The sequence below is a fragment of the Comamonas testosteroni genome (assembly GCF_030505195.1).
GTDB lineage: Bacteria > Pseudomonadota > Gammaproteobacteria > Burkholderiales > Burkholderiaceae_C > Comamonas > Comamonas testosteroni_G.
Genome location: NZ_CP129672.1, coordinates 1,446,922 through 1,459,597, shown reverse-complemented (window position 1 = coordinate 1,459,597; position 12,676 = coordinate 1,446,922). Strand labels below are relative to the sequence as shown.

Sequence of the window (12,676 nt, the reverse complement as noted above, 5' to 3'; positions counted from 1 at the left end):
CATTATGCATAGGCTGCGAGGGCCTGAATGCAGTATTTCCTGTTTTGCCTTGTTTAAAGACTTTGAAATACTTTGCGTGTAGATGAATGCAAGGTTTTCTGTCTCAGGCAGTGGCTCAGGCCACTTTCTTGTCTTGAGTCTTCAGGCTCTTGACGGCCTTGAGAACTTCGTCCACATGGCCGGGCACCTTCAGGCCGCGCCATTCCTGCATCAGGATGCCGTCGGCGCCGATCAGGAAGGTGGAGCGCTCGATGCCCTTGACCTTCTTGCCATACATGATCTTGTTCTTGACCACGCCGAACATGTGGCACATCTTTTCTTCGGTGTCAGCGATCAGCTCGAAGGGCAGTTCCAGCTTTTCCTTGAAGTCGTTGTGCGAGTTCATGTTGTCGCGCGACACACCAAACACGGTGGCGCCAGCCTTCACGAAATCCTTGTACTTATCGCGGAATTGCATTGCTTCCGTGGTACAACCCGGCGTGTTGTCCTTGGGGTAGAAATACAGGATCAGAATCTGGCCGTTGTGCGAGGTGTTGGACACCTTGACGCCGCCGGTGGCATTGGCTTCAAATTCTGGAAGTGGTTTGTTGACAACGATCGCCATGCGCTTGTATCTCTCGGGTGTGTTCGTTGAAATGCCGAGGGCGTCGGTGGTATTTTTGTTTTTATCAATCGATTGCCCCCAACCGCAACCTGCGATTTTACCCTGAAATACGTATTTCTCTCAATGTAAGCTTACAAGGCTATGCTATCAGCAGGGCTGCGACCACGTTGCGGCCTTCGCTGGCCAGAACGTTATAGGTGCGGCAGGCTGATGCGGTGTCCATGCTCTCCAGGCCAATGCGTTTGGCGATCAGCGGCCTGAGCCAGGCTGCGGGTGGAAAGCGGTTCTTGCTGCCGCTGCCAAAGAGGACGACTTCCGCATCCAGCTTGGCAAGCTCCTCGAAATGCTCGGCCGTCAGGTCTTCGAAACGGGTGCAGTTCCACTCGGTCAGCAGGCCGCGGGTGCCTACCAGCAGACTGGTTTCATGGTTTTGCTTGTCAACGGCGATCCAGCCCGGGCCATAGCCGGTGATGGTTTGCGCATCGGATTTGTCTGCCTGAAATTTCATGATGGAGAGTGTGCGCAATCGGCGCGCTGGACGGGTGCGATGGCTGCTGTCTCCATACAGAGAGGGTGGGGACATTGCTGCAGCGCGGAACTGTGCTTAAATTATAGGTTTCACCATGGCACTTAATGCGCCCTGGCGTGCCTGAAATCCTTTTGTATTGATTCGCATGAAAACCGTTCAAAAATCCGCCAAGTTAGCAAACGTCTGTTACGACATCCGCGGGCCGATCATGGACGCGGCGAAGAAGATGGAGGACGACGGCCAGAAGATCATCAAGCTCAATATCGGCAATCTGGCCGTGTTCGGCTTCGATGCTCCCGAGGAAGTGCAGCAGGACATGATCCGCAACCTGCCCAACTCGGCCGGTTACTCCGACAGCAAGGGCATCTTCGCGGCGCGCAAGGCCGTGATGCACGAAACCCAGCGCCAGGGCATCAGGGGCGTGACGCTGGACGATATCTATCTGGGCAACGGTGCCTCGGAGCTGATCAGCCTTGCAACCAATGCGTTGCTGGACAACGGCGACGAGATGCTGCTGCCTGCGCCCGACTATCCGCTGTGGACGGCTGCCACCAGCCTGTCTGGCGGTACGCCCGTGCATTACATGTGCGACGAGTCCAATGGCTGGATGCCCAATATGGACGACATCCGCGCCAAGATCACGCCGCGCACCAAGGGCATCGTCGTCATCAACCCCAACAACCCCACGGGTGCGCTGTATTCCAGGGAGCTGCTGCTGCAGATCGTGGAGCTGGCGCGCGAGCATGGACTGGTCATCTTCGCGGATGAGGTCTACGACAAGGTGCTGTACGAGGATGCCAAGCACACGCCGCTGGGCAGCCTGTCCATCGATGTGCTGACCATCACCTTCAATTCCCTCTCCAAGGCCTACCGCTCCTGCGGCTACCGTGCCGGATGGATGGTGATCTCGGGCGACAAGAAGCCCGCCAAGGATTACATCGAGGGCCTGAACATGCTCTCCAATATGCGCCTGTGTGCCAATGTGCCCGGCCAATGGGCGGTGCAGACGGCACTGGGCGGTCACCAGAGCATCGATGCCCTGGTGCAGGAGGGCGGACGCCTGCGCGTGCAGCGCGATCTGGCCTGGGAGCTGATCAACGCCATTCCCGGCGTGAGCTGCGTCAAGCCCCAGGGGGCGCTGTACATGTTCCCGCGCCTTGATCCGGCCGTCTACCCTATCCAGGACGATCAGGAATTCTTCCTCGAAGTGCTGCAGGAAACCAAGGTCATGCTGGTGCAGGGCACGGGCTTCAACTGGCCCGAGCCTGATCACTTCCGCATCGTCTTCCTGCCGCATGAGGCCGATCTGCGCGAGGCCATCAACCGGCTGGCCGCCTTCCTCGAGAAGTACCGCAAGCGCCATGGCACGGACAAGCCCAAGGCCGTGCCGGCTGAAAAGGCACTCAAGCCTGCCAAGGCTGAGAAAGCCGCGTAACACATCTTTTTGATAGCTGATGGCGCTTGATTTTCAAGCGCTTCAGCGCTTTTTTGACCTTAGAACTTATGAAACCCATCCAAGTAGGCCTGTTGGGCATTGGCACCGTAGGCAGCGGTACTTTCAATGTGCTGGAACGCAATCAAGACGAGATTCGCCGTCGTGCGGGTCGTGGCATTGAAATTACCATGGTCGCCGACTTGGATACCGAACGCGCCAAGAGCGTGGTGGGTGACAAGGTCAAGGTGGTCGGCGATGCACGTGAAGTCATCGCCAACCCCGATATCGATGTGGTGGTCGAGCTGATCGGCGGCTACGGCATTGCCAAGGCCCTGGTGCTGGAAGCCATCGCGGCCGGTAAGCATGTGGTGACCGCCAACAAGGCCTTGCTGGCCGTGCACGGCACGGAAATCTTCAAGGCAGCGTCCGAGAAGGGCGTGATGGTTGCTTATGAAGCCGCCGTGGCCGGTGGCATTCCCATCATCAAGGCCTTGCGCGAAGGCCTGACCGCCAACTCCATCCAGTGGGTGGCCGGCATCATCAACGGCACGACCAACTTCATCCTGTCCGAAATGCGGGACAAGGGCCTGGACTTCGACGTGGTGCTCAAGGAAGCGCAGCGTCTGGGCTATGCCGAAGCTGACCCCACCTTCGATATCGAGGGTGTGGATGCAGCCCACAAGGCCACGCTGATGAGCGCGATTGCCTTCGGCATTCCCGTGCAGTTCGACAAGGCCTATGTGGAAGGCATCACCAAGCTGGCAGGTGCCGATATCCGTTACGCCGAACAGCTGGGCTACCGCATCAAGCTGCTGGGCATCACCAAGCGCACGGACAAGGGCATCGAGCTGCGCGTGCACCCCTCGCTGGTGCCTTCCAAGCGTCTGATTGCTAATGTGGAAGGCGCGATGAACGCCGTGGTGGTGAACGGCGATGCCGTGGGCACCACGCTGTACTACGGCAAGGGTGCCGGGTCCGAGCCCACCGCTTCTGCCGTGGTGGCTGACCTGGTGGATATCGCCCGCATGGACGGCTCCGACCCTGCCCACCGTGTACCTGCCCTGGCCTTCCAGAGCAGCACCCTGGCTGCCGCTGGCAACGTGCTGCCCGTGCTGCCCATGGCCGAGGTCGTGACCAGCTACTACCTGCGCATCCGCGTGGCCGATGAAGCCGGAGTGCTGGCCAAGATCACCGGCTTGCTGGCAGGTGCCGGCATCAGCATCGATGCAGTGCTGCAGCGCGAAGCCGACGAAGTGGGCGGTGAAGGCTCGACCCAGACCGACCTGATCATCCTCACGCACGACACGCGTGAAGGGGATATGGACAAGGCCCTGGCCGAAATCCAGGCTCTGCCCACGGTGCTGGCTCCCATCACCCGCATCCGCAAGGAAGAGCTGAACTAAGGGCTTGAGCATGTACCGTCGCACTCAAACCGGTTTATTCCCTGTTTCGTGCGGTGTTGGTATTGCAAACTCCTTCAAAGGCTGGTGCCCTATGGCGCCAGCCTTTTTGCTTTGGGTGGCAGCGGGTGCGCAAGCGGCGCCCGTCGACGTCTATCGTGGCACGCTGGGCGGCTCGGCGGTGGTGATGGAGCTGGGCAAGCCGGGTGAGGATGGTGAACGCCAGGGGCGCTATTTCTATCTGCGGCATGGAGTGGATATTCCGCTCCGGGGCGCGCTGAATGCGCTGTCTGAGGCACGTCCTTTGAATAACGACTGGGCGCGTGAAAGCGGTGGCGAGCCTCCCGTGTTGACCGACTCCCAACAGCGCCGCATCGTTTGGCAGCTGCGCCAGCAAGGCACTGCTTTGGCAGGTGAATGGGTCGATGATATTCATGGCAAAAAACTGCCGCTAGCCCTTACCCATATTGCGCAGTACGACCCTGAAAAGATAGCGCCATTCGGTGTGGAGGCCGTGACGTTGGCGATTGTGCAAGGTGCGGGCAGCGGTATTGCATCGGGCGTTGCCATCTCGGCACAGGCCACGCCCTACGACTATCTGAAAGTCGCCGAGCAAAAGCTGGAGCAGGGCAAGGAAGTGGTGGTCAGCCCCACTCTGGCCTGGAGGCCGGTGCGCGATGCGCGTACCCAGTTCTGGTATCCGCGCCTCACGCGTCATCCGAATACCAAAATTCTGGCGCAGACCAATACCGTTCTGGAGCAGCGCCACTGGGGCATGAGCCTGGAGGCGCTGGCCTGTGTGGGCTCGATCTACCAGAACGCTGGCCCGGCGGCAGGCTCACTGGGGGACTTCAATAACGAGTCGATCAAGGTGACGTACCTCTCAAGCGCCTTGATGAGTGTGGTGGAGTCCGGTTCAACCGGTTGCGGCGGCGCGCACCCCAACAATCATTACGACCCCTTTGTGCTGGATTTGCTGCGGGGTGGCTATATGGACTTCACCCGCCTGCTCAAGGACGTGAAATATGGCGAGTACACGCTGGAATACGGTGATCGGCTGTCGCGTTTTCTGAGCAAGGCAGTGAGCCGGTATTCCGAGGATGACAAGGAGTGCACCGAGCTCCTGCCTCAGTACATGGCGCTGATGTTCGACAAGCCCGACAAGATGAGTTTTGTGATCTCCGGCATAGGTCATGCCATGGGAGTGTGCCTTGGCAGCGGCGTCAGTGTCCCGTTCAAGGAGCTGAAGCCCTATATCAAGCCGGGGGCGCAGCGCTATTTCCAGCCCTGAGTCCCCGTTCAGCGCGATATGAGGCAATGGCGTTGGCCGGTCTCTGCATTCGCGCACAGTCAGATCGGGCTTGCTGACCGATAATGGTCAGCTTGGCGGCATGACTTCTGTTCGTTTGGCTGCCCGTTCCGAATTTTAGTTTTTGGCGAGTTTGAGATGCTGTATCTGTCCACCCGCGGCCATGCTGACCGCAAGCGTTTTTGCGATATTTTGCTGGCCGGTCTGGCTCCCGATGGCGGCCTGTATCTGCCCGTCGAGTACCCCCAGATCGACGATGCCAAGCTGACTCAGCTGCGCGAGACACTGGCCACCCAGGGCTATGCAGCGCTGGCCTTCGAGATTCTGTCGCTCTATATCGACGACATTCCCGCCGAAGATCTGCGCGCCCTGTGTGCCAAGACCTATACCAAGGAAGTCTTTGGCAGCGACGCCATTGTGCCCGTGCGCCAACTGGACGGTGTGCTGCACATCGAAGCCCTGTCCAACGGCCCCACGCTGGCCTTCAAGGACATGGCCATGCAGCTGCTGGGCAATCTGTTCGAGTACGAACTGGCCCGCCGCAACGAGGAGCTCAATATTCTGGGTGCCACCAGCGGGGACACCGGCAGCGCGGCCGAGTACGCCATGCGCGGCAAAAAGGGCGTGCGCGTCTTCATGACCAGCCCCCACGGCCGCATGAGCCCCTTCCAGCAGGCGCAGATGTTCAGCCTGCAGGACGAGAACATCCACAACATCGCCATCGAAGGCGTGTTCGACGACTGCCAGGACATCGTCAAGGCCGTCTCCAACGACCACGCCTTCAAGGCCCAGTACAAGATCGGCACGGTCAACTCCATCAACTGGGCGCGTCTGCTGGCCCAGGTGGTCTACTACTTTGCCGGCTATCTGCAAGCCACCCGCTCCAACGACCAGCAGGTGAGCTTCACCGTGCCTTCGGGCAACTTCGGCAATATCTGCGCAGGCCATGTGGCACGCCAGATGGGTCTGCCGATTGCCAAGCTGGTGGTTGCCACCAACGAAAACGATGTGCTGGACGAGTTCTTCCGCACCGGCATCTACCAGGTGCGTGGCTCGGCCAACACCTACGAGACATCGAGCCCCTCGATGGACATCTCCAAGGCCAGCAATTTCGAGCGCTTTGTGTTCGACCTGGTTGGGCGTGACGGCGTGCGCACCAGGCAACTGTTCGCTGAAGGCGTGGCCAAGGCGGGCAAGTTCGATCTGAGCACTGACCCCGCCTTCAAGGATGCGGCCGGCAAGTACGGTTTTGTGAGCGGCAAGAGCACCCACGCCGACCGACTGGCCACCATCAAGGACACCTTCGAGCGCTTTGATCAGATGATCGACACCCATACCGCCGACGGTGTGAAGGTGGCGCGCGAGCATCTGGGCGCCGAGCCCATGCTGGTGCTGGAAACCGCTTTGCCCATCAAGTTTGCCGCGACGATCGAAGAGGCGCTGGGCCGCCAGCCCGACCGTCCCGTCAAGTTCAACGGCATCGAAGACCTGCCCAAGCGCGTGGTCGTCATGGCTTCCGACGTGGACAAGGTCAAGGCCTTTATCGCCGCAAACTGCAGATAAAGTCCTGCGGCGCTAAGCTTGAAAAGCACCTGTGGCTTGGCGACAGGTGCTTTTTTTCTTTGAATAAAATTGGTGTTCTGCGCTTTCCCGTAGAGCATTGGTAGCTATCAAAAATATATTGAAATCAAGATGAAGGTCATAGGCTTTGCCGGATATTCGGGCGCGGGCAAGACCGGCCTGGTCGAGGCGCTGGTGATGCTGATGAAGCAGCGCGGCCTCAGGGTCTCGGTCATCAAGCATGCCCACCATGACTTTGATGTGGACCAAGAGGGCAAGGACAGCTGGCGTCATCGCAAGGCTGGCGCTTATGAAGTGCTGCTCGCCTCCGATAGGCGCCTGGCGCTGATGCGCGAATACGAGCAGCCTGTACCGCTGAGCGTGCACCATATGCTGGCGCAGCTGGACCCCAGCGTGGACTGGGTGCTGGTTGAAGGCTTCAAGCATGGCGAGTTGCCCAAGATAGAGGTCTGGCGGCAGCAGCAGGACAGGCTCAATAGAGGCAAAAGCCTGGAGCCTCTGTTTCCGCATGACCCTCGGGTGCTGGCCGTGGCCACCGACGCTGCCCATGACCTGCCGCAAGCGCCTCTGCAGCCCGTGCTGGATCTGAACCAGCCACAGTTGGTGCTGCAATGGCTGCTGGCTCATTCGGATTCTCTGCAATACAAGAACTAAGGAAAGACACAGCAATGCAAGCACCACAGACGCCTCGCAAGCCGCTCAAACCTCTGGATGAAGCCCTGCAGGAGCTGCTGGCCCATGCCCGGCCCCAGGCCGGCATGCAGATGGTGGACACCTTTGATGCCGATGGCCGCGTGCTGCTGCAGGCCGCCGTCTCGCCGCTGCAAGTGCCGCCCCAGGACAATTCGGCCATGGATGGCTATGCCGTGCGCGCCGCCGAATGTGCGGGCGGCACGGCGGTACTGCCGGTGTCGCAGCGCATCCCTGCCGGCACCTCGCCCGAGGCACTGGCCGCTGGCACCGTCGCCCGGATTTTCACGGGCGCGCCCGTGCCTGCCGGGGCCGATGCCATCGTCATGCAGGAGGACTGCGAATTGCTCGATGACGGCCGCGTGCGCATCAAGGTCGAGCCACGGCTCGGTCAGTGGATTCGCCGCGCGGGCGAGGACATCACGCAGGGAGCGACCGTGATCGAGGGCGGCACCCGCCTCACGCCGGCCCATCTTGGTCTGGCTGCCAGCATGGGTTTCGCCAGCCTGCAGGTGGCACGCAAGCCGCGAGTGGCCCTGTTCTCCACCGGCGATGAACTGGTCATGCCCGGCACCGTGGCACCGCAGGACATGCCAGCTGGCAGCATCTACAACAGCAACCGCTTCTTCCTGCGTGCATTGCTGTTGCGCATGGGCTGCGAGGTGACGGATCTGGGCATAGTGCCCGACGACCGCGAGGCCACGATTGCAGCGTTGGCCGATGCCGCCATGGACCACGATGTGATCGTCACCAGCGGCGGCGTCTCCGTGGGCGAGGAAGACCATATCAAGCCCGCGGTTCAGGAGTTGGGGCAGCTGGATCTCTGGCAGATCAACATCAAGCCCGGCAAGCCTTTTGCGTATGGCCGCGTCAATCGCGAGTCCGGCACAGGCTTTGCACACTTCATCGGGCTGCCGGGCAATCCGGTCTCCAGCTTTGTCACCTTCCAGGTGCTGGTGCGCCCCTTTTTGCTGCGTCTGCAAGGCGTGCAGCATGTGCTGCCGCGTGCCATCGATGCGCGCGCCGATTTCGAGTGGCCAAAGGGCGACAAGCGCAGAGAGTTTCTGCGGGTGCGCTACAACGAGCGTGGCGGGCTGGAGCTGTTCAGAAACCAGAGCTCGGGCGTGCTGACTTCCACGGCCTGGGGCGACGGCGTGGTGGACAACCCTGCCGGCACCACGATTGCCATGGGAGACAGCGTGCGCTTTATCCCGTTTGCCGAACTCATGGCCTGATGGAGTTGGAGATGAAGACCGTTACGATTCGATATTTCGCCTCTATCCGGGAAGCCTTGGGTACGGGCAGCGAAAGCCTGCAGACCCCGGCTGCCACCGTGGGAGCATTGCGCGAGCAACTGATGAGCCGCAGCGATGCGGCTGCCCAGGTGCTGGCTGCCGGCAAGGCCGTGCGCATGGCGCTGAACCAGGATATCTGCGATGCCGATGCCGTGCTCAGCAATGGCGATGAAGTGGCGTTCTTCCCGCCTGTGACGGGCGGCTGATCAGCCCTTGAGCGCGTGGCGGCGGCTCCAGGAGCTTTGCCGCTTGTTGCCTCGCACACCGCTGCTGTGCTGTCCCCGCAATGGTTGCGGGGTCAGTCCCTGAGTCATATACCCATCTCTAATGCCATGAGCGAAACCGCCGATTTGTCCACTCCCGAAGTCAACCCCGAGATCAGTGCCCGCACCCGCAAGGCTCTGGCTGAAGCGCGCGAGCGCGGAGTCAAGCTGGGCACGGCCGGTGCGGCCAATATCCGCGCCACGGTGGAAAAACGCAAATCGGCGGCCGATGCCTTTGCCAGGCAGCACGAAGCGCTGTTCGCCGAATTGCAGCAGCAAGGTCTGACCCACCGCGCCATGGCGGCCGAACTCAATGCGCGGGGCATTGCGGCCGCCAAGGGTGGCGAGTGGACCCATGGCCAGGTGCAGCGCATTCTGAACCGCTATGCGCACTGGAAGGCTTCGGAGCCGATCCAGGCCTGAGGCCGTGATGCCGACCCCAAAAGCCGTGCTGCGTCAGCTGCACGGCTTTTTGATGAAGGTCGGGTGAGAATGATTCAGGCAATACAGAGCAAAGCCGCAGCGCACATCTTATGCGCCATGCAGGGTGACCGCTTTCTGCCTTGTAGCAGCCAGTGCCAGCAAGCCCAGCACAATCAGCATCAGACCATAGCCATAGGTGGTGGGCACCAGCCCCAGGCTCTGGGTCAGCAGGCCTGCCGCAATGGCCGGCAGGCTGAAGGCCAGATAGCTCAGCACATAGATGGTGGACAGCAGGCCGCCGCGTTCATGCGGCTCGGCCAGTGGCAGCACGCTGCGCAGTGCCCCTTGAAAGCCCACGCCAAAGCCCGCACCGGCAATGATGGAGGCGGCCACCATCAGCGTCAGGCTGTGGCTGGCCACGCCCAGCAGCAAAATCACAATGCCCAGCGGCAGAATCGAACCACCAAAGCGCAGCATGCGCTGGGCCGTCCAGTGGCGAAGCAGCCAGATGGCCGCTGCGGCGCTCAGAGTGTTGATGCACACTGCCAGGCCTGCCATCAGGGTGGAGCCGGTGATCACGCGCAGCAGGGTTGGGCCTAGCGAGAGATAAAAGCCTGCCAGCGCCCAGGCGGCAATATCCAGCGGTGCCATGCGCATGAACGCCGGGCGGATATGCGGGGGAAGGCGGATGCGAGGGCGCATGGAGGCCGCAGCTCCGCTGCGGCGGCTGACGGTTTCAGGCATCACTGCAATGGCCCAGGCCGATGCCGCAAATACCAGCAGCAGCCACCAGTAGATCTGGTGCAGCCCGTCGTGACCGTGGCTTGCCAGTTGGTTGGCGCCGAACACGCCGGCTGCCATACCCAGCATGGGAGACAGCGTATTGATCAGCGCACCGCGTTCGCGGTCCAGATCGAGCAGGGTCGCGCCCAGGGCTGCGCTGGCCATGCCGGTGGCAAAGCCCTGCACCACGCGCGACCAGAGCAAGGCTTGCGCATCCTGTGCATGGGCGAACATCAGCATGGAGATTGCCTCCAGTCCCAGGGCGGCAAGAATGACGGGGCGCCGGCCCAGGTAATCGGACAGTGCGCCCATGGTGAGCAGGGCGACGAGCAGACTGAAGGCATAGACCGCAAAGATCAGGGTCAGCATGCCCGAAGAAAAGCCCCAGGCCTGCTGGTAGAGCCGATACAAGGGCGTTGGAGCGCTGGAGGCGGCCAGAAAACTGGCCAGGGTCAGCGCGACGGCGGCCATGCTGCGGGTGGTGGACGCGGCAGTCAGGGATATAGAGGATGTGGGCATGGAAAAGCAGGCTCCGCTACCATAAAAGCAAATTTTTTGCGTTTGCGTATTCTGCGTTAGTTTCTCACTAACGCAAATATTTAGCTTTAATGACCATGATTGCAAAAGACCCAGTCCAATCCCGGCCGGGCGGGCGCAGCTCCCGTGTACAGGCCAGCGTGCATCAGGCGGTGAGGAAACTGCTGGAGCGCATGCCGCGCGAGGAGCTCACCTTCCCCCTGATCGCCACCGAAGCCGGAGTGACTCCTTCCACGCTGTACCGCCGCTGGGGCGATCTGCCGCAGTTGCTGGCCGATGTGGCACTGGAGCGCATCCGTCCCATTGCCGAGCCTGCGGACACGGGCAGCCTGCATGGCGATCTGCAGGCCTGGACCGAGCAATACATCGAGGAAATGGGTTCGCCCCTGGGGCGCACCTTGCTGCGCGATACCTTGGTGGCGACCCAGGAAGACCAGGTGACCTGCGCCTGCGTGGACATCATCCGCGACCAGCTTGGCATAGTGCTCAGCCGGGCCCGGGCGCGTGGCGAGTCGGGTCCCGATGTGGACACCATGCTGGACCAGTTGGTGGCACCCATCGTCTATCGCATTCTTTACGGTCTGCAGCCCGATGTGGCTTTCGGACGCAAGCTGGTCGAGCAACTGAAACCTGCACTGCTCTGAGGCTCTTGCTCTAGAATCGCGGCTCACAGGTGCAAAGGGGCGCCTGCCCGCACAAGAGGCTCTCACCCTTGCTTTAGGCGGCGTGTTCACGCTCGATGTCGATGTTCTGTCAGACCATGGTTGTTTTACGGGCCCTGCGCGGGAGGCTCCGATGCAACCTGGAGCACTGTCATGACTTCATCTCTTCATCCCCAGGCGCGGCGCGCGCTGACGCGGGACTACAAACAGGCGTTTCCCGCCATGGGCATCTACGCGGTGCGCTGCGATGCCGCCGACCTGTTGCGCCTGGGTGCCAGCCGCAATGTGGACGCAATACTCAACCGCCTGCGGTTCGAGCTGAGCAATGGCTCCCGGCGCGATGTGGCCCTGGCCCAGGCCTGGGCGCGCCATGGCGCGCAGGCATTTCGTTTTGAGGTACTGGACCGCGTGAAGGAGCGCGAGGATCCCTTGTTCGACTATGACGCCGAACTTCAGGCTCTGCTGTCCCTGTGGCAACAAGAGCTGCAAGGGGTGCAGCCATGAGCCGCGAAGCCGTGAATGCCATGAGCGCAGGCCAAGCACTGCCCGATGGCGCTGTAGCCATTGACCCGTCGGGTCCGGCCATGGGGGCCAGTTCTGTTTCAGGATTCCTGTCGCCGCAGGCCCTGGTCGACGAGATCAAGGTGCGTGCCCGCGTGCGCTTGAGCCGCGCGCGGCGCGAGGGTTCTGCGGGCTCGGCCTCATTGCGCGACCACTTGCATCAGGCGGCGCGCGAGGTCGGCTTTGCCGGCTGGGAGCAGGCGCGTCTGGTGCTGGGAGCGCTGGCGGCTGCCGGTGATGACATGGGCAGCTTCTGGCATGCGCCGCGTAGCGGCATTCTTTTGCACATCTGGTTCAGCGAGTACGCACAGGCGCGCAGTGTGCTCGCACAGCAGGTGGATGGTTTTTTGCTGCCTTATCGGCGCCAGTGCTTCATCGTGCAAGCGCCGTTCATCGAGGCCTTGGGCTTGAGCGCGGCCGACCCGGCCTGGGCCGCCATAGGGCGAGATCTGGTCGCTGGCTATGGAACGCCTGGCTGGCGGGCCTTGGCCTGGCAGCGGCTGCATGCGCCTGCCGGGGCCTTCTGATCTGCTCCAGAGCGGCAGGCTCCTGAAATTGGGCCGAATAATGCTGCTCTGACAGCGCTGAAAATCGGTTCTGTCCA

General features: G+C 61.4%; 14 protein-coding genes. 11 read left to right on the top strand and 3 right to left on the bottom strand.

What is annotated here, in order from left to right; genetic code table 11:
• Positions 1 to 115: 115 nt before the first annotated feature.
• Both QYQ99_RS06720 and QYQ99_RS06715 read right to left on the bottom strand, forming a co-directional pair.
• Positions 116 to 604, bottom strand: a complete 489-nt coding sequence (locus QYQ99_RS06720) for a peroxiredoxin (RefSeq protein ID WP_003057908.1) — start codon at positions 602 to 604, stop codon at positions 116 to 118.
• 139 nt (positions 605 to 743) lie between these two features.
• Positions 744 to 1,112, bottom strand: a complete 369-nt coding sequence (locus QYQ99_RS06715) for an Mth938-like domain-containing protein (RefSeq protein WP_302093129.1) — start codon at positions 1,110 to 1,112, stop codon at positions 744 to 746.
• Between the two features lie 166 nt (positions 1,113 to 1,278).
• Between QYQ99_RS06715 and QYQ99_RS06710 the strand changes: the two genes are divergently transcribed.
• From QYQ99_RS06710 to QYQ99_RS06675, 8 genes are all read left to right on the top strand, one after another.
• On the top strand, positions 1,279 to 2,568 hold the full coding sequence (locus QYQ99_RS06710) for a pyridoxal phosphate-dependent aminotransferase (protein ID WP_302091961.1): 1,290 nt from the start codon (positions 1,279 to 1,281) through the stop codon (positions 2,566 to 2,568).
• A gap of 68 nt (positions 2,569 to 2,636) precedes the next feature.
• Positions 2,637 to 3,971, top strand: coding sequence for a homoserine dehydrogenase (locus QYQ99_RS06705; RefSeq protein WP_302091960.1), 1,335 nt, complete (start codon positions 2,637 to 2,639; stop codon positions 3,969 to 3,971).
• A gap of 91 nt (positions 3,972 to 4,062) precedes the next feature.
• On the top strand, positions 4,063 to 5,259 hold the full coding sequence (locus tag QYQ99_RS06700) for a hypothetical protein (RefSeq protein WP_302091959.1): 1,197 nt from the start codon (positions 4,063 to 4,065) through the stop codon (positions 5,257 to 5,259).
• A gap of 156 nt (positions 5,260 to 5,415) precedes the next feature.
• On the top strand, positions 5,416 to 6,840 hold the full coding sequence (thrC, locus tag QYQ99_RS06695) for a threonine synthase (RefSeq protein WP_302091958.1): 1,425 nt from the start codon (positions 5,416 to 5,418) through the stop codon (positions 6,838 to 6,840).
• 129 nt (positions 6,841 to 6,969) lie between these two features.
• Positions 6,970 to 7,512: a molybdopterin-guanine dinucleotide biosynthesis protein B gene (gene mobB / locus QYQ99_RS06690; protein ID WP_302091957.1), complete on the top strand. Its 543-nt coding sequence runs from the start codon at positions 6,970 to 6,972 to the stop codon at positions 7,510 to 7,512.
• A 14-nt stretch (positions 7,513 to 7,526) separates the two neighbouring features.
• The gene (locus tag QYQ99_RS06685) at positions 7,527 to 8,783 is read left to right on the top strand and encodes a molybdopterin molybdotransferase MoeA (RefSeq protein ID WP_302091956.1); all 1,257 of its coding nucleotides are present in this window, start codon (positions 7,527 to 7,529) and stop codon (positions 8,781 to 8,783) included.
• Between the two features lie 11 nt (positions 8,784 to 8,794).
• Positions 8,795 to 9,049: a molybdopterin converting factor subunit 1 gene (gene moaD / locus QYQ99_RS06680; RefSeq protein ID WP_302091955.1), complete on the top strand. Its 255-nt coding sequence runs from the start codon at positions 8,795 to 8,797 to the stop codon at positions 9,047 to 9,049.
• A 126-nt stretch (positions 9,050 to 9,175) separates the two neighbouring features.
• The gene (locus QYQ99_RS06675) at positions 9,176 to 9,529 is read left to right on the top strand and encodes a recombinase family protein (RefSeq protein ID WP_302091954.1); all 354 of its coding nucleotides are present in this window, start codon (positions 9,176 to 9,178) and stop codon (positions 9,527 to 9,529) included.
• Positions 9,530 to 9,637: 108 nt separating this feature from the next.
• Here QYQ99_RS06675 and QYQ99_RS06670 read toward each other — a convergent pair whose 3' ends face one another.
• Positions 9,638 to 10,831: an MFS transporter gene (locus tag QYQ99_RS06670; protein WP_302091953.1), complete on the bottom strand. Its 1,194-nt coding sequence runs from the start codon at positions 10,829 to 10,831 to the stop codon at positions 9,638 to 9,640.
• Between the two features lie 89 nt (positions 10,832 to 10,920).
• On the opposite strand from QYQ99_RS06670, the gene QYQ99_RS06665 reads away from it, so the two are divergent.
• The 3 genes from QYQ99_RS06665 to QYQ99_RS06655 all read left to right on the top strand — a co-directional run bounded on the left by QYQ99_RS06665 (position 10,921) and on the right by QYQ99_RS06655 (position 12,599).
• Positions 10,921 to 11,493, top strand: coding sequence for a TetR/AcrR family transcriptional regulator C-terminal ligand-binding domain-containing protein (locus QYQ99_RS06665; RefSeq protein WP_437439065.1), 573 nt, complete (start codon positions 10,921 to 10,923; stop codon positions 11,491 to 11,493).
• Between the two features lie 171 nt (positions 11,494 to 11,664).
• Entirely contained in the window at positions 11,665 to 12,015 is a 351-nt protein-coding gene (locus QYQ99_RS06660) for a GIY-YIG nuclease family protein (RefSeq protein ID WP_302091951.1), read from the top strand.
• Entirely contained in the window at positions 12,012 to 12,599 is a 588-nt protein-coding gene (locus QYQ99_RS06655) for a hypothetical protein (protein ID WP_302091950.1), read from the top strand. The genes QYQ99_RS06660 and QYQ99_RS06655 overlap by 4 nt, the downstream gene beginning before the upstream one ends.
• Positions 12,600 to 12,676 lie beyond the last annotated feature (77 nt).

Bases quoted from the DNA above. Each gene is read 5' to 3' on its own strand.
- QYQ99_RS06720 (WP_003057908.1), bottom strand. From the start codon at position 604: ATGGCGATCGTTGTCAACAAACCACTTCCAGAATTTGAAGCCAATGCC.
- QYQ99_RS06715 (WP_302093129.1), bottom strand. From the start codon at position 1,112: ATGAAATTTCAGGCAGACAAATCCGATGCGCAAACCATCACCGGCTAT.
- QYQ99_RS06710 (WP_302091961.1), top strand. From the start codon at position 1,279: ATGAAAACCGTTCAAAAATCCGCCAAGTTAGCAAACGTCTGTTACGAC.
- QYQ99_RS06705 (WP_302091960.1), top strand. From the start codon at position 2,637: ATGAAACCCATCCAAGTAGGCCTGTTGGGCATTGGCACCGTAGGCAGC.
- QYQ99_RS06700 (WP_302091959.1), top strand. From the start codon at position 4,063: ATGGCGCCAGCCTTTTTGCTTTGGGTGGCAGCGGGTGCGCAAGCGGCG.
- thrC (WP_302091958.1), top strand. From the start codon at position 5,416: ATGCTGTATCTGTCCACCCGCGGCCATGCTGACCGCAAGCGTTTTTGC.
- mobB (WP_302091957.1), top strand. From the start codon at position 6,970: ATGAAGGTCATAGGCTTTGCCGGATATTCGGGCGCGGGCAAGACCGGC.
- QYQ99_RS06685 (WP_302091956.1), top strand. From the start codon at position 7,527: ATGCAAGCACCACAGACGCCTCGCAAGCCGCTCAAACCTCTGGATGAA.
- moaD (WP_302091955.1), top strand. From the start codon at position 8,795: ATGAAGACCGTTACGATTCGATATTTCGCCTCTATCCGGGAAGCCTTG.
- QYQ99_RS06675 (WP_302091954.1), top strand. From the start codon at position 9,176: ATGAGCGAAACCGCCGATTTGTCCACTCCCGAAGTCAACCCCGAGATC.
- QYQ99_RS06670 (WP_302091953.1), bottom strand. From the start codon at position 10,831: ATGCCCACATCCTCTATATCCCTGACTGCCGCGTCCACCACCCGCAGC.
- QYQ99_RS06665 (WP_437439065.1), top strand. From the start codon at position 10,921: ATGACCATGATTGCAAAAGACCCAGTCCAATCCCGGCCGGGCGGGCGC.
- QYQ99_RS06660 (WP_302091951.1), top strand. From the start codon at position 11,665: ATGACTTCATCTCTTCATCCCCAGGCGCGGCGCGCGCTGACGCGGGAC.
- QYQ99_RS06655 (WP_302091950.1), top strand. From the start codon at position 12,012: ATGAGCCGCGAAGCCGTGAATGCCATGAGCGCAGGCCAAGCACTGCCC.